Origin of the sequence: Roseibium album (assembly GCF_965233825.1) — a bacterium.
Taxonomy (GTDB): Bacteria; Pseudomonadota; Alphaproteobacteria; order Rhizobiales; family Stappiaceae; genus Roseibium; species Roseibium album.
Genome location: NZ_OZ247583.1, coordinates 1,397,569 through 1,418,465, shown reverse-complemented (window position 1 = coordinate 1,418,465; position 20,897 = coordinate 1,397,569). Strand labels below are relative to the sequence as shown.

Annotated in this window: 17 protein-coding genes; 11 read left to right on the top strand and 6 right to left on the bottom strand. The window is 56.7% G+C overall.

The annotated features are described in order from the left end of the window. Positions 1 to 9 precede the first annotated feature (9 nt). From ACO6TI_RS06620 to ACO6TI_RS06605, 4 genes are read right to left on the bottom strand one after another with little or no spacing between them, the layout of a single operon-like run. Positions 10 to 2,685, bottom strand: a complete 2,676-nt coding sequence (locus ACO6TI_RS06620) for an arsenate reductase (azurin) large subunit (protein WP_055391896.1) — start codon at positions 2,683 to 2,685, stop codon at positions 10 to 12. Positions 2,686 to 2,696: 11 nt separating this feature from the next. Beyond that, positions 2,697 to 3,293, bottom strand: coding sequence for an arsenate reductase (azurin) small subunit (locus tag ACO6TI_RS06615; protein ID WP_196880133.1), 597 nt, complete (start codon positions 3,291 to 3,293; stop codon positions 2,697 to 2,699). An 11-nt stretch (positions 3,294 to 3,304) separates the two neighbouring features. Continuing rightward, positions 3,305 to 4,447 carry a cytochrome-c peroxidase gene (locus tag ACO6TI_RS06610; RefSeq protein ID WP_409860774.1) on the bottom strand — a complete coding sequence of 381 codons (1,143 nt, stop codon included), beginning with the start codon at positions 4,445 to 4,447 and terminating at the stop codon, positions 3,305 to 3,307. 12 nt (positions 4,448 to 4,459) lie between these two features. After that, complete coding sequence (locus ACO6TI_RS06605) at positions 4,460 to 5,533, bottom strand: cytochrome-c peroxidase (RefSeq protein ID WP_422384597.1); 1,074 nt, start codon at positions 5,531 to 5,533, stop codon at positions 4,460 to 4,462. 288 nt (positions 5,534 to 5,821) lie between these two features. On the opposite strand from ACO6TI_RS06605, the gene ACO6TI_RS06600 reads away from it, so the two are divergent. The 5 genes from ACO6TI_RS06600 to mog all read left to right on the top strand — a co-directional run bounded on the left by ACO6TI_RS06600 (position 5,822) and on the right by mog (position 9,297). Continuing rightward, positions 5,822 to 6,604 carry a Crp/Fnr family transcriptional regulator gene (locus ACO6TI_RS06600; RefSeq protein WP_055391898.1) on the top strand — a complete coding sequence of 261 codons (783 nt, stop codon included), beginning with the start codon at positions 5,822 to 5,824 and terminating at the stop codon, positions 6,602 to 6,604. Then, positions 6,573 to 7,172: a DUF2478 domain-containing protein gene (locus ACO6TI_RS06595; protein WP_422384596.1), complete on the top strand. Its 600-nt coding sequence runs from the start codon at positions 6,573 to 6,575 to the stop codon at positions 7,170 to 7,172. Before ACO6TI_RS06600 ends, ACO6TI_RS06595 begins: the two co-directional genes overlap by 32 nt. Further along, entirely contained in the window at positions 7,169 to 7,669 is a 501-nt protein-coding gene (locus tag ACO6TI_RS06590; RefSeq protein ID WP_422384595.1) for a plastocyanin/azurin family copper-binding protein, read from the top strand. Before ACO6TI_RS06595 ends, ACO6TI_RS06590 begins: the two co-directional genes overlap by 4 nt. An 84-nt stretch (positions 7,670 to 7,753) precedes the next feature. Then, positions 7,754 to 8,770, top strand: coding sequence for a GTP 3',8-cyclase MoaA (gene moaA, locus ACO6TI_RS06585; protein WP_422384594.1), 1,017 nt, complete (start codon positions 7,754 to 7,756; stop codon positions 8,768 to 8,770). A gap of 5 nt (positions 8,771 to 8,775) precedes the next feature. Continuing rightward, positions 8,776 to 9,297 carry a molybdopterin adenylyltransferase gene (gene mog / locus ACO6TI_RS06580; RefSeq protein ID WP_055391916.1) on the top strand — a complete coding sequence of 174 codons (522 nt, stop codon included), beginning with the start codon at positions 8,776 to 8,778 and terminating at the stop codon, positions 9,295 to 9,297. A gap of 38 nt (positions 9,298 to 9,335) precedes the next feature. Here the strand turns inward: mog and ACO6TI_RS06575 are convergent, their stop codons facing one another. Beyond that, entirely contained in the window at positions 9,336 to 10,595 is a 1,260-nt protein-coding gene (locus ACO6TI_RS06575; RefSeq protein WP_422384593.1) for a molybdopterin molybdotransferase MoeA, read from the bottom strand. Positions 10,596 to 10,828: 233 nt separating this feature from the next. Between ACO6TI_RS06575 and ACO6TI_RS06570 the strand changes: the two genes are divergently transcribed. The 5 genes from ACO6TI_RS06570 to ACO6TI_RS06550 all read left to right on the top strand — a co-directional run bounded on the left by ACO6TI_RS06570 (position 10,829) and on the right by ACO6TI_RS06550 (position 18,646). Then, on the top strand, positions 10,829 to 11,593 hold the full coding sequence (locus ACO6TI_RS06570; RefSeq protein ID WP_158705569.1) for a DeoR/GlpR family DNA-binding transcription regulator: 765 nt from the start codon (positions 10,829 to 10,831) through the stop codon (positions 11,591 to 11,593). Between the two features lie 76 nt (positions 11,594 to 11,669). Beyond that, positions 11,670 to 14,126: a GcvT family protein gene (locus ACO6TI_RS06565; RefSeq protein ID WP_422384592.1), complete on the top strand. Its 2,457-nt coding sequence runs from the start codon at positions 11,670 to 11,672 to the stop codon at positions 14,124 to 14,126. A gap of 255 nt (positions 14,127 to 14,381) precedes the next feature. After that, positions 14,382 to 15,401: a putative 2-aminoethylphosphonate ABC transporter substrate-binding protein gene (locus tag ACO6TI_RS06560; RefSeq protein WP_055391905.1), complete on the top strand. Its 1,020-nt coding sequence runs from the start codon at positions 14,382 to 14,384 to the stop codon at positions 15,399 to 15,401. Between the two features lie 81 nt (positions 15,402 to 15,482). After that, complete coding sequence (locus ACO6TI_RS06555) at positions 15,483 to 16,628, top strand: putative 2-aminoethylphosphonate ABC transporter ATP-binding protein (RefSeq protein ID WP_422384591.1); 1,146 nt, start codon at positions 15,483 to 15,485, stop codon at positions 16,626 to 16,628. A 5-nt stretch (positions 16,629 to 16,633) separates the two neighbouring features. After that, positions 16,634 to 18,646 carry a putative 2-aminoethylphosphonate ABC transporter permease subunit gene (locus ACO6TI_RS06550; protein WP_409860865.1) on the top strand — a complete coding sequence of 671 codons (2,013 nt, stop codon included), beginning with the start codon at positions 16,634 to 16,636 and terminating at the stop codon, positions 18,644 to 18,646. A gap of 26 nt (positions 18,647 to 18,672) precedes the next feature. On the opposite strand, the gene ACO6TI_RS06545 is transcribed toward ACO6TI_RS06550, so the two are convergent. Beyond that, positions 18,673 to 19,578, bottom strand: coding sequence for a LysR substrate-binding domain-containing protein (locus ACO6TI_RS06545; protein WP_422384590.1), 906 nt, complete (start codon positions 19,576 to 19,578; stop codon positions 18,673 to 18,675). 121 nt (positions 19,579 to 19,699) lie between these two features. Here ACO6TI_RS06545 and ACO6TI_RS06540 point away from each other — a divergent pair, with 121 nt between their 5' ends. After that, a complete protein-coding gene (locus ACO6TI_RS06540) occupies positions 19,700 to 20,887 on the top strand; it encodes a 2-aminoethylphosphonate--pyruvate transaminase (protein ID WP_422384589.1) in 1,188 nt (395 codons plus the stop codon). Positions 20,888 to 20,897: the final 10 nt, after the last annotated feature.

Here is a 20,897-nt window from a genome sequence, read left to right as displayed (position 1 = left end):
GATGTGCCGTCAGGCGATGTCGCGACGCGCGAATGACATGGACCGGTAGCTGGTCTTGTAGGGCGAGGTACCGATCTTGCGGATACGGCCAACGCCCATCTTGTAGTTGTAGTTACCGCTGATCCAGTCGACCACCCGTCCGGACAAAGCGTTCGCGGGCTGAGCCGTGTGCAGGAAATCCATGTAGAGAAGCCCCTTCTTCACAGCCGGCGTGACGATGGCGACCGCCGTGATCGCTGCCTCGGTCAATTCGATATGGCCATGCTCCATCAGCTTGGTGAACTGGAAGTCATCGCCTTCAACCCCGAGGATCGTGTCCTTCTGGACCGGGATGCGGTCAGAATACATCATCACGTAGTCGCCGTTCTCAATCCCGCGCTCCGCGGCATCATCCGGATGGATTTCAACCCAGTTTTCCGGCCAGCGCTGAACGATGTACGGACGGCGGCGATCGTCGTATCCGGACTGCCAGCGTTCGTTGATGCGTCCGGACGTGACCCACAGTTCGTCGTCCTTGGGCTTCAGCCATGCCCAGTAGTCGGAGAACAGGCTCCATGGCGACTTCTGGATATTGCATTTGCCGGTTTGCGAGTTGAAATGCGTCAGCTTCTTGCCCAGACGGTTCGCACCGGACGGACCATCGGCCGGCAGTTTGCGCTCGGTGTCGTGCAGACGCTTGGTGCCGACCAGCGTGCCGTCGTCCTGAAGGAGGACCGGACCCTGGATGCCGTTGGTGCCGAACTCGGCCAGCTTCTCGTGAAGGGTCTTGCCTTCACGCTGAGCGACGACCTTGACATTGAAGAAGTCCTTGCGGCTGCCACGGGAGAAGCGCGCGCCTTCTTCCAGAACCTCGTTGGAGTTCTTCCAGTCGAATCCCTTGTAGCCCATGGCCGTCGCCAACTGGGCGATGATCCACCAATCCGGCCTGGCTTCCCCGGGAGCATCATAGAACTTCGGATAGAGCCTTATGCGGCGCTCGCCGTTGGCACGGGTGAAATTGTCCTCGCCCCAGCCTGCTGCCGGGAACACGATGTCGGCATAGCGGGCGCCGATCGGATCAACCAGATAGATATCCTGGTTGACGACAACCATGCCCCCGCTGTCGACGCGCCGCTTCAGGGTATCGATAATCTCCTGCTTGTCGAACGAACGGATCTGATGCGGATTTTGCACCGTCAATTCGTTGAACTTGGCAGCAAGCGACTGCGAGCCGCACATGGACTGGATCCAGGTATTGCCGATCACGTGCGCAAAGCGTGTGTGGCCGGACATGAGATACCTGTCCGTATCCATTGCGCGGCGACGACGGCCGGGCAGTTTCTCAGGTGACTTGTTGCGCGGGTACTTGCCGCCGCGCAGACCACCACGCTGGTGCCCACCGGCACGACCGATAACCTGGCCAGGGCGTCCACCGGCGCCGACAATGATGCCGAGCGCGGAAATCGCCTGTGTGTTGCCGGTGTTGTTCGACCAGTAAAAGCCTTTTTCGATCATGACCGATGTCTTCGGACGTGAACCGTCTTCCTTCGGCTTCGCCATCCACTCCGCAGCGGTGTAGATCTTCCGGACGTCGATCTGGGCGATCTCGGCCGCCTGTTCCGGTGCGAATTCGTCCTGGGACAGGAGCCATTTCTTCCAGTCTTCAAATCCGGCGGTCTGGAATTTGCCCCAAGTGGTCCGCCATTGCCATGGCGTGTTCCGCGTACCCTGGCCGAAACCGGACGAGCTTTCCCACTTGTTGTTGACCCATTTCTGGATCCAGTCACTGTCTTCCCAGCCGTTTTCGACGATGACACGAGCGATGGCGTTGACGACCAGAAGGTCGGTTCCGGGCTGAATGTCCAGCCACATGCCACCATTCTTTTCGGCATAGGCAATACCGCCGGTCTTGCGCGGCACCATGAAGATCGCTTTCTGACCGTTCTGAATGCCAGGCATCATCCAGTCAGTGAAGAGGATCGTCTTGGTTTCATATGGGTCGGTGCCGCAGACCAGAAGCGTTTCGGCATCGCGCCAGTCTTCGTAAGACGGGCCGAAATTGTCGAAGCCCGCGTCGCGGAAACCCGGTGTCGATGTGACGTCTGACGGGGTGTCGTGGAACGTGAAGTTTGCGGTATTGACGCTGTTCAGTGCGTATTTCGTAATGGCGTAGGTGTTTTCCATATAGCCATAGGAGAAGGTCTTGACGCAGTAGGCGTTCTCGCCATGCGTCCTGATCACATGCTTGCCGACTTCCGCCGCGATCTCCATTGCAAAATCCCAGGTGACCGGCATCAGAACACCGAACATGCGGATCATGGGAGATTTCAGGCGGTCACGGGTCGGCGTCTGCGGATTGTAGACCTTCTGTGCAAGAGCTCCACCGCGAATGGAGGAGTTGCCCAGGAGATTGACGTGTTCCGTATCCTTGTCCGGGATGATGATGACGTGGTGAGGTTCCCCGTCATGCAGGACAACATTGTACTGGTTCGGTGCGACCCAGGGGCCGAGCGGGTCGACCGGGAAGTCGACGCCGAACGCGTTTTCATCGGCCTTTTCGCCGCCAACCTTGCCGCCCTTGACCGGCCAGCGATAGATCTTGTAACCGCAGGCGACGATGCAGTAGTCGCACGCCGTCGAGATCACATCTGCATCCACCGGCGGCAGCGGGATATTCGTCTCGGGGATATAATAGGGTGTGGACATTCTCGGTCTCCTCAGCCCTTGAGATTGTCATAGCGGCCGTAGATCAGGCCGAACATTCCAACGGCGTAGATGTCATCGCCATCCAGCTCCAGGAGCACCTGTGGCAGGCTCTGGTAGGCTTGTCCGGAAATGAAGATGCCGTGGCGTGTCAGATCGAATGTGGTCAGGTGTAGCGGGCATGGTCCGAGAACCTTGTCATCGGACTTGTAGGTGCCCTGAAGCGGGCCGCCCTGGTGGGTACAGGTGTAGTTGAACGCCACCACATCCTTGTCCGGCCCTATGCCGCCACCGGCCTCTCGACCGAGTTTGACCAGCATGGATTCCGAGTACGCACCGTCATCGGGATAGGTAAAGTCGAGTGGCTCGTCTTCCTTCAACCCGGACAGTTTGCCGATATGTTTGCGCTCATAGGTCGACACAACGGCCGGAACCTTCGCCGAGGCCGGACCCGCTTTCAGTGCGACCATCACCGTGAAAGTTGTGATGCCTGACGTCAGTAGAAACTGACGGCGGTTCATCAGGCACCGCTTGCCGGTCTTCGCGACTTCCTTCGGGCCATTGATGGCTTCGATCAGGGCCGGATCGATCGGGGTCTGGTGTTTTGTCATAATCCGTCTCCTTAGTTCGAGGCCGCCGGAAGAACGTCGTATTCGGGAAGCTCCGGCTCCTCCATCACGATTCGTTCACCGGTGAGGCTTTCCAGGAAGGCCACCAGATCGGCTTTTTCGTCATCGTTGAGTCCGAGCGGCTTGATGAGTTCGCTCTTGGTCTTGGCGAACTCGTTCTCACCCCCGCCCTGGTTGTAGAATTCAACAACGTCTTCCAGCGTCTCGATCATGCCGTTGTGCATGTACGGGGCCGTGTACTTTGTGTAACGCAGGGACGGAACGCGGAACTTGCCGAGATGGTTCTTGTCCTTTGCACGGAAATAGGCGCCGGGATCATCCTTGAAGGTCCGGTACATTTCTTCCGTGGAGCCTTTTGCATAGAGCTCATAGCGGAAGGTGATCTGCGCAATTTCGTCGGTTTCCCATCCGTCATAGGGTGGCACGCCGAGATTGTAGTATTTCTGGTTTGTCAGCAGCGCGCCGTTGTGACACTGCGAACAACCGGCCTTGCCGGTGAACAGCTCCAGGCCGCGTTTCTGGGCTTCATCCAGCGCAGCATCATCGCCGCGCATATAGTTGTCGAACGGCGTGTCGGTCTGAACCAGGGTACGCTCGAACGCGGCGATCGCCATCCACGCATGACCCAGACGCGGATATTCAGTTCCGAATACATCCTTGAACCGCTCGCGATACTCCGGAACAAAGGCAAGACGGGCTTCCAGCATGTCGTCTTCACCGTTGCCGGCAACTGCGCCCTTGGCAGCGGACCTGGCCTGGGCTTCGAGCGACTTGGAAGAGCCGGCCCAGAACAGGTTGCCGTAATAGGCGGAGTTGACGATGGTCTGGGAATTCCGCCAGTGAACTGTTCCGGGATATCCCAGCGAAATCTTGTCCGGGAAGTCCCAGCCGGCATCCGGCAGGTGGCAGGCCGAGCACGGCATGGCACCGTTGCCGGAAAGGCGCGGGTCAAAGAACAGCATCTTGCCGAGTTCGATCTTTTCCGGTGTCTGCGGATTGTCCGCCGGGATCGGCGGGTCCCCGAGAGGCGCCAGGTCGGCGGGCCGGTCGGCAGCGATGGCTCCGGTGGCGATTGCAAGGGCGGATGCCCCTGCAAGTGCCCATGCGGAGACGGTTTTCTTCATGGCTTTTGACATGATCCTGTCTCCTCAGTTTGTCGCGTTTTTCCAGTCGGGAACGACTTCATATTCGTAGTCATCCTGTTCCCAGACATAGGCAGGTTGGTTGTAGCTCGTACCGGACAGCGCCTTGAGGAACTCGACCAGATCGGATTTTTCACCTCGGGTCAGACCGAGCGACGACAGCCGTGGATCCTTGTTCGGATCTTCACCGCCACCCTGGTTGTAGAACTCGATCACGTCCTCCAGGGTTTCCAGCATGCCGTTGTGCATGTAAGGCGAGGTATAGGTCAGCTCGCGCAATGTCGGCGTCATGAAGGATCGTCTGGAGCCTTCCTTGTGGTCGCGGACATATGCGCCAAGGTCTTCACGGACATTCATGTAGTTTTCGACACCCATGAACTTCGCGTAGCCGACATAGGTCTGATGACGCAGCGGATCGGACCAGATATCCGGATTGTTCGGAACACCGATATTGTGCGGTTGATCGTCGGTGAAACGGTCACCGGAGTGACAGGCGGTGCAGCCGGCCTTGCCCTTGAAATTCACATAACCGCGCTTGGCGGCTTCGCTCATGTCGCCGGTATCGAAAGGAGCCCCGGAAGAGGCGATCGACTTCAGGAATTCCTGAAGTGCGGAACGCGCACCGCCGTTGGACGGCTCACCCTTGCCCGCAGCCTTGAACATTTCGACATAGACAGGATCCTGTTTCAGACGCTCCTGCATCATCCGCATGTCCATGTTCATGATGTAGTCTTCCGTGATCATTTCACGGGACACGTCGTTCAGGTTTGTGCCAAGGCGCCCATCATGCATCCACGCTGCACGCTGACCGACATTGACCAGGGTGGGTGTGTTCCGGAAACCTTCCGAACCGCTATAGGCCGTCGACAACGCTTCGCCGTCGGTAAAGGCGAGATCCGGCTGATGGCAGGACGCGCAGGAGAGATTCGTGTCTCCGGACAGGCGTTCATCATAGAACAAACGTTTGCCAAGTTCGGCCAGCTCCGGATTGACCTCCATCGGCGTGACCGGGCCCTGATCAGCGGACCAGACGGCCGTGGTGGCTAATAGCAGAGCTGCAATACTTGCAGTTAGGCGCATAGGACCCTCCGTTTTGGAGGGGAGCATTAACAATCAGACGGCCCAAGACCGGGTCGTCCTGCCTCTCCCCTGATAGGGCCAGTATTCGCCTTTCTGGAACCACGGCACTGATTGCAATCAGTTCATGCGACTTTTTTTAGATCTTGATTTTTCTTTTCAAAGTTCAGTTATTTAATTTCTAATATTCGAATATTATCAAGTTTCAATTGTCAACTTCTATTGAGCAATGTCAAACAGGCAATTGCGTTGCACTCCTATACTCCTGCCGAATTCAGATAGGGGCGATGAATGCAATCTCTGATCGGTTTGGAGGGCTGCGGTTTCAACGAAACCGAACGAGCAGCGGAAAATGCGTGCGGGTTGGTACACTCATGCGGATTTCACGCCCGAAATTGCATTTGTTCCGAGCTCCGGGCTGCGTTCAATGCCGATCTTCCGAAAGGTGTGAACCGCTTCGCGCTGGCATCCGGACAGGAAATCGAACCGGAAACGCTTCCGAATTCTCCCGTCATCGGCGTTCTGACAGGTTCCGTCGGAATCGTAGCTCATCTCAGCGACGGAAGACGGACCATTACCGGTCTTTTTTTCCCGGGTGACTACATCAACCTCGCCTCGCTGAACCGGCAGCTCAACGGTGCAATAACCGCGCTGGCACCAAGTGCTGTTCAGGTTATGGAGCAGCCGGTTTTCGAAAATCTGCTGCGCCTATCCAACCTGACCCGCGATCATTTCATGGACCAGATGAACAGTGTTCTGTTCCAGCTTCTGGATCACAGCAATGATCTGGCAAAAAAAACACCGATTGAGCGAATTGCAGCCTTCCTTTTCGAACTCAAGAACCGGACGCTTCCGCGAAAGAGCACGCAGTTCAATACGGTGGCCATCCCTTTCGGGCGCCGGGACATTGCCGACTATCTCGGTCTCCAACCCGAAACCGTCAGCCGCGGCTTTACCACCTTGACCGCTGAAGGGGTCATCAACCTGCCGGAGGCGGATCTGGTGACGATTCAGGACGTTCACCGGCTGAGACAGATCGCCAATGGCGGACGCCCGCGCAAACGTGGTGTTTGAGGAGCAGTTTCTCATGTATGACGCAAAACCCCTTGCAGCAATCAGATATGGTCACGGGCCGGAAGTCGATCCTGCGCTGGATGCATTTATCGAGCAGTTGCAGTCACTTGGGGTGACCGTGGCCGGATGTGTGCAACGTCGAACGCCAGATGGTGGAAGTTGCTGTCCGATTTCCCATCTGGAGGATCTTGCCAGCGGCTCGCACACCCGCATCACGCAGCCTCTGGGGCCGGGTTCAACAGGCTGCCGACTGGATCCGGGGGCTCTGGCAAACGCTGCCGAAGATTTGTCGCGCCAGCTGGAAAAGCAGCCGGATGTTCTGATTCTCAGCCGCTTCGGCAGAGGCGAAGCCGAAGGCAGAGGATTTCGACCCGTTATCGAACGGGCCGTCGAATTGGGAATCCCGGTCCTGACAGCAGTCAAAAAGCGTTACGAACCTGAATGGGAAGACTTCAGCGCCGACATGGCCGCAGATCTTCCAGCCGATGTGGAGCGACTCATGAACTGGCTGTTGCCACAGTTGCCAAACCACCGGCAAAACTCGAGCACAGAACAGGCGACACGATGACCTGGCAAAGGATCTCGATGATACGCGTGGTCTCTTTGGCATTCCTGACGCTTCTGTTGTTGCCCAATCTCGCCACAGCGCAATCCGGCAGCCCAAGCCAGAGCATCGACCAGATCAGTGATCCGACCGCAGAATTCGTCCTGGACATGTTCAGGTTCGAGCCGGACTTTGTCCGCCTGCCCGTTGGGGGCCGCGTCACCTTCAACAATTCCCGCGGCCAGCACACCGTCAAAAGCGCAAACGGGCTGATCCCGGAAGGTGTTGAAAAAATCTCCATTGCCAATACAGCGTCGGAAACGCGAACCATGGACGTTCCCGGGCTCTACGTGCTGACCTGCAAGGTTCACGGACGATATGGAATGGTGATGCTGATTGCAGTTGGCGATCGGGAAGCCTGGCAAAATCCGCCAACCAGCTGGAAAAAATCACTTTCCGGACGAGCGGGTGAGAAGCTGGAACTTCTGGTGAAGAAATTGAACGAGGATATTCCGCACTGATACGGACGACGGTTGCCTGCGTGAAGGCGCGCCCACCAAGCGTTTTCAATTCCCGATTGACATGACACCGGATCGAAAATCACCATGCCTGATTCAAATTCTCCCGGAAAATCGCTCAAGGACCGGTTCGGCCGCACAGCAACCTATCTCCGTCTGTCGGTGACCGACCGATGCGACCTGCGTTGTACCTACTGCATGACGGAAAACATGACATTTCTGCCGCGAAAGGACCTTCTGTCACTGGAAGAACTCTACAGACTGACCACAATCTGCATGGAGCATGGTGTCCGAAAGATCAGGTTGACCGGCGGTGAACCGCTGGTCCGCAAGAACGTCATCAGCCTGTTTGAGAACCTGAACCGGCATCTTAAAAATGGTGACCTGGATGAGGTCACATTAACGACAAACGGGTCGCTGCTGTCCCGCTACGCCAAGCGTCTTGCGGAGTGCGGCGTCCGCCGCGTCAATGTTTCGCTGGATACGCTCAGCGCGGACAGGTACCGCACGATCACGCGATGGGGGAATATCAATCGCGTATTTGCCGGACTGGATGCGGCACGTGACGCAGGTCTTCACATCAAGCTGAATGCCGTCGCCCAAAAGGGCGCATTTGAACATGAGCTTTTTGACCTGATCCGGTTTGCGCATGATCGTGACATGGACCTGACGCTGATCGAGGAAATGCCGCTTGGAGGCGTCGCGTCGCAGCGCGGCCGCAGTTTTCTCTCGCTCGCCGATCTCCGCAAACGCCTAGAGGATCATTGGACCCTGGAACCGCTGACGGAAAGCACCGGCGGCCCGGCAAAATATGTCCGATTGCAGGAAACAGGCGGCAAACTCGGCTTCATAACGCCGATGTCCTGCGATTTCTGTTCCGATTGCAACCGCATACGGCTGAGCTGTACGGGCGAACTTTATACCTGCATGGGGCAGGAGGGAGGGCTGTCGTTGCGCGATCAACTGCGACAGTCGGACGGTAATGAGAAAGTTGCCGAACTCGTGCGAGAGAAGGTTTTCCTGAAACCGCGCGGTCACGATTTTCATATCGACGGCGGTTCGGTCAATGGAATATCGCGCGCCATGTCGACACTCGGGGGATGAGGCGGATGCGGATAGCCATTCTCACCATTTCGGATCGGGCCTCGCGAGGTGAATATGAAGACCGGGGTGGCCCGGCGGTCGAAGCCTGGCTTATGCGAACGGTCTCAACGCACATGCGGATCGACAGAATCATCATCCCGGATGGTTTCGAAACAACACGGGATACCCTGATCGAACTCAGCGACGCAAAAGCCTACGACATGATCCTGACGACCGGTGGCACCGGTCCCGCACCGCGTGACCTGACACCAGAAGCAACCCAATCTGTTCTGACCAAGGAACTTCCGGGATTCGGCGAACTGATGCGCAAGGCAAGTCTGGACTACGTCGCGACAGCGATCCTCTCCCGCCAAACAGCGGGAGTGCGCGGCAAGACCTTCATTCTCAATCTACCGGGATCACCTGCCAGCATCGACGTCTGCCTGACAGCGGTCTTTGCAGCTGTTCCCTATTGTCTTGACTTGATCGGCGCGGCTTTTGTCGACACTGATCCGAATGTCCTGAAAGCACACAGACCTGGCCGTTAGATCGAATAACCTGATTCACAACAAACAGGTCGGATTGGCTACAGCCCCATGTCCGCCCGGAAGGGGTAGAATTCGAGGCGACTTCCCGGTTCCACAGTGGCGCAACCGGCGTTGACCGCGCCCAGTCCGTCGGCTTCGATGAGCGGCATCAGCCTTGCCGATCCGGCCCGGCCCGTTTTTTCCAGAAGAGGCAGACCCTCGTCGCTGGTACCAACGATGTTACAGGGGAAAAACTCATGCCTGCCGGCACGCCGCTCCCAGTGAAATGCTGCCTTCGCCTGTTGAACAAGTGCGGCTCGACGGGCTGCACCTGTCAAGCCATCGAGTATCGGCCGGCCAACCAGGAGAAAATCAACAAAACACGCCAACGGATTGCCCGGCAGGCCGAGATAGACGGCCTTGCCGATATTGCCGAGCGCTATGGGTTTGCCCGGTTTGATTGCCATCCTCCAGCTTTCGATGGCTCCTCCGGCTTCAATCACGGCCGGTTTCAGATGATCTTCCTCGCCGACAGAAACTCCCCCGGAGGTAATGATCAGGTCATGAGATGCCGCTGATTCTTTCAGGACCCTCACGATTTCGTCGCGTGTATCGGGAACTATCCCGAAATCTGACACATCGACATTTCCCGACGACAATAGGGTTTTCAGCATCGGGCGATTGGTATCGAAGATATGGCCCGGTCCCATTCCGACACCCGTATCCCTGAGTTCGTTTCCCGTCGAAAAGACCGCGACCCTGATTGTCCTGACAACAGAGGCACTCCGGTAACCGCTTGCCGTCAGCAATGCCGTGTGGCGGGCATCAAGCCGAGTGCCACTCCGTACCAGTGTGTCGGAAGCCTTTACGTCCTCACCGACACGGCGAATGTTGTCGCCGGGCGGCACGTTGAAATCCGGTGTCACGATACCGTCGGTGACGCGCGCATGTTCCTGCATTACAACGGCGCAGGTTCCCGCGGGTGTCGGCGCTCCCGTCATGATGCGCATCGCTTCATTGTCGCGTATGCGTCCTTTCGGATTGTCACCTGCGATCCTGCGGCCGACAATCGCGAACGGGTTATTGCCAGCACCACCGAGTGCGTATCCATCGACAGCCGAATGCTCGTGAATGGGGAGCGAAAAGAGGGAGATCGTGTCGCCGGCCGTGACCCGGCCGACTGCCTCGGGCAACAATACGTTTTCCGTCTCCTGCAGAGGAGAACAAAGGTCCAGAGCCCTGGAAACGGTTTCGTCTATCGACGCCAGGGTTCGTTCAGAGTTGCCTTCGCAACAATCGGTCTTGATAAGCGTCTTCATTTTGCTGTGTCCCGAGGCAATTGTTCAAACATCCATGGATTGTACGTGAGACTACCCCGGAGCTGGCTCAAACGGCTTGATTTCAATCAACGGAATTCAACCCGCCTGAGCGCAGCAGCAACGTGCGAGCAGAGGCTCTTGTTTTTCAGCGGACAAAGGAAAATGCTCGATTTGCCGCCTTGTCCGGCTTGGCAAAAATTGGCAAGTTGCCAGATGAAAATCTGAAAGCGCCCATGATGTTACCTGACCAACGATACGCCGTTATTCTCGAAGAAGTGAAACAGCATCCCGCCGTCTCCATCAGGTCTCTTACCGAGCGCCTGGGTGTGTCCCGGGAAACAGTGCGCAAGGATATCGAGTTTCTTGCCGGTCAGGGCAAACTGTCCCAGGTGCGCGGCGGGGCCGCTCCGGTCGTTTCGAAAGAGGCACCGATGGCAGATCGTGTGCACCGCAATTCCGAAGGCAAGGCAAAGATTGCAAGCCGGGTATCATCGATGATCCCCGAAGGCTCTTCAATCATCATAGACAATGGTTCAACCACTCTCGAAGTCGCCAGAGACCTGGCCAGACAACGCAGAGAGTTGCGAGTGGTCACCAATGATCTCAAAATTGCGGAGCTGATAGCGCCCGCCTGTTTCGACGTGGTGTTGCTCGGTGGCCGAATGGATCCTGCCGAATTGGCGACCTTCGGACTGGAGGTGTTTGAAAATCTTGCGAGGTATCGAGCCGAGTTTGCAATTGTCAGTGCAGGCGGGTTGAGCGCACGCGCCGGTTTTACGGATTTCTCACGGGAAGCCGCGGATCTGAGGGCACGAATGATGCGACAGGCCGAAACTGCTTTGATCCTGGCGGACAGTTCCAAATTTGGTGTCGTCGGCCAGGTCGTCATGCCACCTCCCCCTCCCGGAACGGTCCTGATTTCGGACACATCGCCACCACCCGATATCCTTGGCAAGCTGGATGCATTGCAGGTCGAGACGAATAGTAATTTGCAATAAATTGAAGATATTTGCAAAATTTTGCCAATTATGAAATGCTTCTCCGAGATGCAATCTCGTGGACGGAGTTTTTGATATGGTTGGAACCGGTCTTCCGGACAGGGCGCAATATGTAATCATCGGCGGGGGCATCGTTGGCTGTTCGGTTGCCTACCATCTCGCGAGGCTGGGCCACACGGACATTGTCTTGCTCGAGCAGGGCCAATTGAGCTGCGGCACGACATGGCATGCGGCCGGCCTGGTGGGTCAGCTGCGAAGCACGCCCGCCATGACCAACCTGATCCGCTATTCGACGCAACTTTATTCCGAGCTGGAGAAGGAAACCGGTTTGGCGACCGGGTGGATGCAATGCGGTTCGGTGACTGTTGCACGCAGCGATGACCGAATGACCATGTTGCTGCGAACGGCAGCTGCCGCCCGCGCCCAGGGTGTCGACGTGGACGTCATCACTCCGGGCGAGGCAAGGGACAAATGGCCGGTGATGCAGGTTGACGACCTGAAAGGCGGGCTCTGGATGCCCGGCGACGGCAAGGCCAATCCCACCGACCTGACACAATCCCTTGCAAAGGGCGCACGGAGGCACGGTGCCAGGATCGTGGAAGGCATTCAGGTGACGGATATCCTGACCGAAAACAACCAGATTTCAGGGGTGGAAACAGAGCACGGCCGGATCGAGGCGGAAGTGGTTGTCAACTGCGCCGGCCAATGGGCCCGCCGCGTGGGCCGGATGTGCGGCGCCAACGTGCCGCTCCACTCAGCCGAACACATGTATATCGTGACGGAGCAGATCGAGGGTGTGAACCCGGACCTTCCGGTGTTGCGGGATCCTGACGGATACATCTACTTCAAGGAAGAAACCGGCGGTCTCGTCATGGGGGGGTTTGAGCCTGAAGCCAAGCCCTGGGGGATGAACGGAATTCCGGAAAACTTCTTCTTTCAGCTCTTGCCCGACGATTGGGATCAATTCGAAATCCTGATGGAAAATGCCCTGACCCGCGTGCCGCAAATGGCAAAGACGGGTGTCCGGGAGTTTTACAACGGCCCCGAGAGCTTTACGCCGGACAACAACTATCTGCTGGGCGAGACACCGGAAGTGAAGAACTTCTTTGTGGGAGCCGGCTTCAATTCCATGGGAATTGCAAGTGCGGGCGGTGCCGGCAGGGCGCTGGCAGAGTGGATCGTGGAAGGCGCCCCGACCATGGATCTGTTCGCCGTCGACATCCGGCGCTTTGCCGACTTCAACAACAACCCCACCTGGCTTCATGACAGGGTGAAGGAAGTGCTGGGCCTTCACTATGCGATGCCCTGGCCCAACCGGGAACTGGACAGCGCCCGGCCTTTCCGCCGATCCCCCCTTTATGACCGGCTTGCCGCAAAAAATGCCGTGTTCGGTTCGAAGATGGGTTGGGAACGTGCAAACTACTTTGCCTTCGAAGAGGGCGAGAAGACCGAGTACGGGTTTGGCCGGCAGAACTGGCACGAGGCCGTCTGCGCGGAACACAAAGCGGCTCGTGAGGCAGTGGTGGTGTTTGACCAGAGTTCGTTCGCCAAGCTGCTTGTTCAGGGGAAAGATGCCTGCAGTCAGCTCAATCGGATCTGCGCGGGAAACATCGATGTTGCGCCCGGACGAACGGTCTACACCGGGCTCTTGAACAATCGCGGCGGATTTGAAAGCGATCTCACGGTATTGCGCCTGAAGCTGGACGAATTTCTGATCATCACCGGTTCTGCCCAGGCCGTGAGGGATACCGATTGGCTCCGCAAGAACTTCGAACCGGATGCACATGTATTCCTGACAGATGTGACCAGCTCCTGGTCGGTTCTGTCCCTGATGGGGCCGGCATCACGAAAGGTCCTTGCCAGCGTCACGCAATCCGATCTTTCCAACGACGCCTTTCCATTCGGCACCGTTCAAAAGATCGATCTGGGCTATGCGACGGTCCTTGCGAACAGAATGACCTATGTCGGTGAGCTGGGCTGGGAGTTGATCGTACCGGTCGAATTCACGGTCGGTGTCTACGAAGACCTGATGCAGGCAGGCGAACAACATGGCATTCGCGATGCCGGCTATTACGCACTTGAAGGATTGCGAATTGAAAAGGGGTTTCGGGCATGGAGCCGCGAGCTCACACCCGACATTACGCCCCTGCAGGCCGGGTTGGGATTTGCTGTCGATTTCGAAAAACCCTGCGGATTTGTCGGCAAGGAAGCCCTCCTTGCTTCGAAGTCAGATCCAACGCACCAGAATACGCGGATCGTTCAGATGGTTCTTCAAAGCGGGCTGCCGCAACTTTGGGGTGGAGAATCAGTGCTTTGCAACGGTTCCGTGATCGGGGAGGTCCGCTCTGCTGCCTATGGTCACACACTTGGCGCGGCAGTCGCATTGGTTCAGCTCAACGCCTCCCGGAAGGTCACGGCAGAGTATCTGGCCGAAAACAGCTGGGAAATCGATCTGGCCGGGGAAAGACACAAGGCGAGTCCTTATCTGCGAACACCGTATGACCCGCATGGCGCGCGTCCGCGATCAAGTTAGCTTTCAAAAAAGACCAGCATTGTCAGAAGCTTTGTGACATGATTTCCTTTGCCGTCAAACCAAACAGGGTTGGCGTCAGAGGGGAACCATGTGTTGGTGGAACATTTGCCTAGAAAGCAATCATGCATAAGCTCAGCCTATGACATGGTAGACATAATCGATTTTTCTTGTGCAGAGAACCTGCCAAACTGACCGCTTCGGGATGAAGGAGGCATAGATTTTCCAATTCCTGAAACCTGAATCGAGGAGAACGTGATGAAATATACGAGGACCTTTTTGGCTTCCTTGGCAGCGAGTGTACTGCTGGCTGCTCCGGTGGCAGCCGAAACCGAACTGACGGTCTATACAGCCGTCGAGGCTGAAGACCTCAAGCGCTACGCGGAAAAATTCAACGAAAGCAATCCGGACATCAAGATCAACTGGGTTCGGGACTCCACTGGAATTATCACCGCGAAGCTTCTGGCTGAACGTGATAATCCGCAAGCCGATGCGATCTGGGGACTGGCGGCAACCTCGCTGCTTCTTTTGAAGTCCGAAGGCATGCTGGAGCCCTATGCACCGGTTGGCGTCGACAAACTCGACAAGAAATTCGTCGACGGCGACAATCCACCCGCGTGGGTCGGCATGGACGCATGGGTTGCTTCTGTCTGCTACAATACAGTCGAGGCTGAAAAGGCCGGTCTCAAGCCTCCCACATCTTGGAAAGACCTGACCGATCCGATGTATGCGGGTCACGTCATCATGCCGAACCCGAATTCCTCCGGAACAGGTTTCCTTGACGTTTCCAGCTGGCTGCAGATGTTCGGCGAAGAAGGCGGCTGGGAATACATGGACGCGCTGCACGAAAACATCGCGCGTTACACACATTCCGGCTCCAAGCCGTGCAAACTTGCCGCAGCAGGTGAGATTCCGATCGGTGTTTCCTTCGCCTTCCGCGGTGCCAAGTCCAAGGCTGCCGGCGCACCGCTTGAAATCATCGTTCCGAGCGAGGGCGTAGGCTGGGACATGGAAGCTTCTGCAATCGTTGCAGGAACCGCCAACGCTGAAGCTGCACAAAAGCTTCTGGACTTTTCGGTCACCAAAGAAGCCAATGAAATGTACAATACCGGCTACGCGGTGGTTGCCTATCCGGGCGTTGCCAAGCCCGTGGAGCATTTCCCTGAAGGGCTGCTGGACGCGATGATCGATAACGACTTCGAATTCGCAGCGAACAATCGGGCCGCCATTTTGAAAGAATGGCAGTCACGCTACGACGGCAAGTCGGAAGCAAAATAACCAGACTGAGAGCGGGGGCCCGGCGCCTCCGCTTGTCTTGTTCGACATTTTCCTATCCAATTTGCCTGCCCCCGGAACGCCATGAAACATTATGACGTAAGGACTTCCGCCGTGACCCAGCCTGCCGACTCAGGAAAACTTTATCTGAGCATCGAAAATCTCTGGAAGGCCTTTGGCAGCTTCATGGCGCTCAAGGATATTTCGCTCACCATCAATGAAGGCGAATTCGTCTGTTTCCTTGGTCCATCGGGTTGCGGCAAGACAACGCTGTTACGCGCGATTGCCGGGCTCGACCTGCAAACCAAGGGCACGGTCAAACAGGCGGGCAAGGACATTTCTAATCTTCCCCCTTCCGAACGTGATTTCGGCATCGTCTTTCAGTCCTATGCCCTGTTTCCCAACCTGACGATCGAGAAGAATATCGCATTCGGCCTTGAAAACGCGGGACGCAGCAAATCTGAAATCACGGCCCGCGTTACGGAATTGCTCAATCTGGTCGGCCTTCCGGACCAGGGAAAGAAATATCCGGCACAGCTGTCCGGCGGACAACAACAGCGCATCGCCCTGGCGCGCGCAATTGCGACCAATCCCGGCCTTCTTCTTCTGGACGAACCGCTTTCCGCTCTCGATGCGAAGGTCCGTGTTCACTTGCGGCATGAAATCAAGGAACTGCAGAGAAAACTCGGTGTGACCACCGTCATGGTGACCCACGATCAGGAAGAAGCCCTGAGCATGGCGGATCGTATCGTGGTGATGAATCACGGCGTGATCGAACAGGTAGGTGCTCCGACGGAAATATACCGCGAGCCGTCCAGCCTGTTCGTTGCCGATTTCATCGGCGAAATGAACCAGATCAAATCCAGGGTCGCCGACGACGGCAGCCTGAGCATCGGTGAAAAGACCTTCGCCTGCCACGAGCACAGTTTCCGGGGAGGAGACGCGGTTGTCGCGGCAATCCGGCCGGAAGACGTCATTCCTCACGAAGTCGGCTACCAGCCGGGTGACGAGAATCGCAATTGCATCGAAGTCCTGCTTCATGAAATGGAGTTTCTCGGATCGTTCTGGCGGTGCCGGCTGCAAAATGACCTTTTCGGTGGCACGGAGCTATTTGCCGACTTTTCGATCAATGCCGTCCGCCGCCTCGACCTCGGCGAAGGCAAGAACATGGTAATCGAGCTGCCCGTGGACCGTCTGATGGCCTTTGAAAGTCCGGAGGCGCCGGCATGAGCGTTCTGGACACCACGCCCGACACGATGCCGGCGGGTCCGGAAATCAAGCCGAAACTCAGCCGCGACGACATCATCATGCGTGGGGGCATGATTGTCATTGCGCTTTATTTGCTGATCACACTGGCGTTTCCGCTTTGGGCAATGCTCTCAAAGTCGTTTTCAACGTATCAGTTTGACCTGTCCCAATACGAATTTCAGATCAGCGACGACGCGGGCGTCTTCGACGGAGCGATTTTGACGGGGACGGAACTGAATGCACGCACAAATGTTTATGAAGCTTCGGACCTGGCCGGCAGTTCCGACAGCAGGTTGGGCGTTACCAAGTTTTTCCCGGATTTCAGTTTCCGGAGCCCGGTACACTACAAGATCCGGAACAGTGTCGAAGGAGGCAGGTTCCTGGTCGGCTCCAAACTGTACAACACGCTGGACTGGCTGGAATTGGACAGCAACACCTTCAGGCGCGTACAACTGCGGCCGGTGAAATCCACCGGAATTTCCAACTTCGTCAGCTACTTCTCGACGCCGGCCTTGTTCAACTCGATCAAGAATTCGCTGTTGATCGCCGCGATTTCTACCGTCATCACGGTGTCGCTGGCGTTTTGGTTTGCCTACGCGCTGAACCGCAGCTGCATGCGTTTCAAAGGCGTTTTCCGTCTGATTGCGATGATGCCCATCCTGGTGCCGTCTCTTCTGCCCGGCATCGCGCTCGTCTACCTGTTCGGCAATCAGGGAATGCTGAAGGGGCTGTTGTTCGGCGCTTCGATCTATGGGCCGATCGGCATCGTTATCGGATCTGTGTTTTTCACTTTCCCGCATGCCTTTCTCATCATCTCGACCGCGCTGGCGATTTCCGATTCTCGTCTCTACGAAGCTGCGACATCGCTGCGGTCCACGCCCTGGCGTACTTTCTGGACCGTAACCGTACCTGGAGCACGTTACGGCCTGATCTCGGCGACATTCGTCGTGTTCAACCTCGTGATAACGGATTTCGGCTTGCCCAAGGTGATTGGCGGCCAGTTCAACGTCCTGGCGGTGGATATCTACAAACAGGTCATCGGACAGCAAAATTTTGAAATGGGCGCCGTGGTGTCCGTCGTTCTGGTGGTCCCGGCAATCCTGGCCTTTGCCATCGACCGGCTCGTGCAATCGAAACAGGTTGCGCTGCTTTCGGCACGCTCAGTCCCTTACGCCCCGTCGCCCAACACCAGGACGGACCGGATCTTTCTGGTCTATTCCTCGCTGGTCGCGCTTTTCATCGTCGGCTTGCTGGCGGTCTGCCAATTTGCGGCCCTGGTCAAGTTCTGGCCCTATGATCTCAGTCTGAGCCTGAACAACTACCAGTTCGACAAAATGGATGGCGGCGGCTGGGGCTCCTACTTCAATTCCATCGAACTGGCTCTGCTGACAGCGGTCATCGGGACATCGGTAGTCTTCTTCGGAGCCTATCTTGTCGAGAAAACGAATGGCTTCCGGGTCGGACGATCATTGTTCCAGATGTTTGCCATGCTGCCGATGGCCATTCCTGGCATGGTTCTGGGACTTGCCTATATCTTCTTCTTCAACAGCCCGTCCAATCCGTTGAATTTCATCTACGGCACGATGGCCATCCTGGTGATCTGCACGGTCACCCACTTCTACACAGTGTCCCACCTGACCGCCGTGACGGCGTTGAAACAGATGGACCGCGAGTTCGAAGCCGTTTCCTCATCGCTCAAGCAGCCAACCATGAAACTGTTCGCTCGGGTAACAGTGCCGGTCTGCTTACCGGCGATCCTGGACATATCCATCTATCTCTTCGTCAATGCCATGACCACCGTCTCCGCAGTGGTATTCCTCTATTCGCCAAAGACGACTCTCGCCTCGATTGCGGTCCTGAACATGGATGATGCAGGCGACATCGCTCCCGCGGCGGCGATGGGCATGATGATCTTCTATACCAATGCAGCGGCCCGGATCCTGCACCTGATCGCTTCAAAGGGCATCCTGAAACGGACGCAGGCCTGGCGAACACGATAGTCGTTTATCCGGGCGTTTTGGGATGCCTAACCTCTTGAGGTTGCTTCGGAAGGCCCGTCGCTTTCGAAGCTCATCTCCTTTCGGGCAACGCTCATGAAGTGGCGGATCACCTTGACCTCCCGTCTTTGCGCGAGATGCACGAGTGTTTCACTCATTTTCAGATCGACATCCGTCAGGCTGATCTGAACAAGCCGGTCGTCATGGCCGAATTCGGCCCTGGACACAAAGCCGATCCCGGCGCCCGATGCCACCACTTCGCGCACAGCCTCGCGGCCTTCGGCCACGATCGCCGGCTTGAGCCTGATATGATGTTCAGCAGCGGCTTCCACCAGCTTTGCGCGCGTTTTCGAGCCTTCCTCGCGAAAGATCAGCGGAAGTTTCGACAGCTCTTCGAGCGTGAGGCAGCGTTTGTCCGCCGGAAGGAATCCGCGCTCTGCAAAAGCGGTGATTTCCGTGCTCCCTAGGCTGAGCGTGTCCATGTCCTTGCCGGGATCGACACTGCCGGCAATGCCGATTTCCGCGTTGTAACCGCGAAGCTCCTCGACAATTTCCTTGGTGTTTCCAACCCTCAAGGTGACGGTGACATTGGGGTATTTCTTGCGAAACTCCGTCAGGATAGTCGTCACATGATGTGCGGAATCGGCAATGATGCGGAGCTCGCCCTCGATCGCTGCGCCGGTTTCGGACATGTATTCCTCGATCTGCTGTTCAATCTCGAAATATTGCCTCGTCATTCGGAAAAGCGTTTCGCCCGCTTCGGTGAGATGCACACGCTTGCGTTCGCGGTGAAACAGCAGAACGTCGTGGTCTTGCTCCAATTTGCGAACCTGCTCCGAAATGGCCGGTTGCGTATGGCAAAGCGCTTCCGCAGCACGTGAAAACCCGCCCAGAAGAGCAACATGGTGAAAGGCTTTCAACTGACTGTGGCGCACGTCAAACCCCCGGAATTCAGTATATAGGCACAGCCTATGTTTTGATTGAATTTTGCAATTTCACATATAGATATAATTGCTGCAATGGTACTCGGGAACCACCAATCTTGGAGAGTTTCCGATGAACGCCCATAACCCACGGATTGAGCCGCCACGTCTGGGTGAACCATATCTTTTGACGCCAGGACCGCTGACGACGTCCTATGCCGTCAAGGAGGCCATGCTCGTGGACTGGGGAAGCTGGGACGGCGATTTTCGCGCGATGACCCGGGAAATGCGTGATCGCCTGATTGCTCTTCTGGGCGACGGGTCGGATGCGTTCGATTGTGTGCCGATGCAGGGATCCGGCACATTTTCGGTCGAAGCAATGCTGGCCTCGTTCATCCCGAAGGACAGCAAGGCGCTTGTGCTGGCAAACGGGGCCTATGGCCTCAGGGCCGCACAGACACTCGATTACCTGGGACGGGACTACCAGTTGCTCGACAAGGGTGACTATCTGCCTCCGCGCGGAGATGAAGTGGCCCAAATTCTCGCAACTGATCCGGCGATCAGTCATGTTGTGGCAATCCATTGCGAGACCTCTTCAGGAATATTGAACCCGGTGGAGGAAATTTCGGAAGCGGTCTATGCAGCCGGACGGAAATTGCTGGTCGACAGCATGTCCGCATTCGGCGCGATCCCTCTGGAGGCCTCGAAGATCCGCTACGAGGCAATGGTCAGTTCCGCGAACAAATGCATAGAAGGTGTTCCGGGTTTCGGATTTATTCTGGCCAGGAATTCGGAACTCGTAGCTGCGAAAGGCAACAGCCATTCGCTCAGCCTGGATGTCCATGCTCAATGGGCGCATATGAACAAGACCGGCCAGTGGCGTTTCACTCCTCCCACTCATGTCGTCGCTGCCTTCCTGGAGGCGTTACGAGCCCATGAAGCCGAAGGGGGAGTGACCGGCCGCGGACGCCGCTATATCCGGAACCGGGATGTCATGGTCAGCGGCATGCGGGAACTCGGCTTCGAGACGTTGCTCGACAATCGCTGGCTGTCACCAATCATCGTGACATTCTTCTGTCCGGCGGATCCGAATTTCGTTTTCAGCCGCTTTTACGAACTCATGAAAGACAAGGGTTTCATCATTTATCCGGGCAAGTTGACCATGGTTGACAGTTTCCGGGTCGGTTGCATCGGTCAAATGGATGAGCACGTAATGCGGCAAGTCGTTGTTGCTGCGAGAGATTCGCTGCGCGAGATGGATGTTGCCGCCGCCACACCACCCGAAGCAGCTTTGCAAGAACGCGCCAAACTGGCCTCCTGAACAACAAGGA

What these genes read in the sequence shown, in the direction of transcription:
- ACO6TI_RS06560 (WP_055391905.1), top strand. Translation starts at nt 14,382, where the DNA reads ATGAAATATACGAGGACCTTTTTGGCTTCCTTGGCAGCGAGTGTACTG.
- ACO6TI_RS06610 (WP_409860774.1), bottom strand. Translation starts at nt 4,447, where the DNA reads ATGTCAAAAGCCATGAAGAAAACCGTCTCCGCATGGGCACTTGCAGGG.
- ACO6TI_RS06575 (WP_422384593.1), bottom strand. Translation starts at nt 10,595, where the DNA reads ATGAAGACGCTTATCAAGACCGATTGTTGCGAAGGCAACTCTGAACGA.
- ACO6TI_RS06570 (WP_158705569.1), top strand. Translation starts at nt 10,829, where the DNA reads ATGATGTTACCTGACCAACGATACGCCGTTATTCTCGAAGAAGTGAAA.
- ACO6TI_RS06565 (WP_422384592.1), top strand. Translation starts at nt 11,670, where the DNA reads ATGGTTGGAACCGGTCTTCCGGACAGGGCGCAATATGTAATCATCGGC.
- ACO6TI_RS06620 (WP_055391896.1), bottom strand. Translation starts at nt 2,685, where the DNA reads ATGTCCACACCCTATTATATCCCCGAGACGAATATCCCGCTGCCGCCG.
- ACO6TI_RS06595 (WP_422384596.1), top strand. Translation starts at nt 6,573, where the DNA reads ATGGCGGACGCCCGCGCAAACGTGGTGTTTGAGGAGCAGTTTCTCATG.
- ACO6TI_RS06590 (WP_422384595.1), top strand. Translation starts at nt 7,169, where the DNA reads ATGACCTGGCAAAGGATCTCGATGATACGCGTGGTCTCTTTGGCATTC.
- mog (WP_055391916.1), top strand. Translation starts at nt 8,776, where the DNA reads ATGCGGATAGCCATTCTCACCATTTCGGATCGGGCCTCGCGAGGTGAA.
- ACO6TI_RS06555 (WP_422384591.1), top strand. Translation starts at nt 15,483, where the DNA reads ATGAAACATTATGACGTAAGGACTTCCGCCGTGACCCAGCCTGCCGAC.
- ACO6TI_RS06615 (WP_196880133.1), bottom strand. Translation starts at nt 3,293, where the DNA reads ATGACAAAACACCAGACCCCGATCGATCCGGCCCTGATCGAAGCCATC.
- ACO6TI_RS06540 (WP_422384589.1), top strand. Translation starts at nt 19,700, where the DNA reads ATGAACGCCCATAACCCACGGATTGAGCCGCCACGTCTGGGTGAACCA.
- moaA (WP_422384594.1), top strand. Translation starts at nt 7,754, where the DNA reads ATGCCTGATTCAAATTCTCCCGGAAAATCGCTCAAGGACCGGTTCGGC.
- ACO6TI_RS06600 (WP_055391898.1), top strand. Translation starts at nt 5,822, where the DNA reads ATGCAATCTCTGATCGGTTTGGAGGGCTGCGGTTTCAACGAAACCGAA.
- ACO6TI_RS06605 (WP_422384597.1), bottom strand. Translation starts at nt 5,533, where the DNA reads ATGCGCCTAACTGCAAGTATTGCAGCTCTGCTATTAGCCACCACGGCC.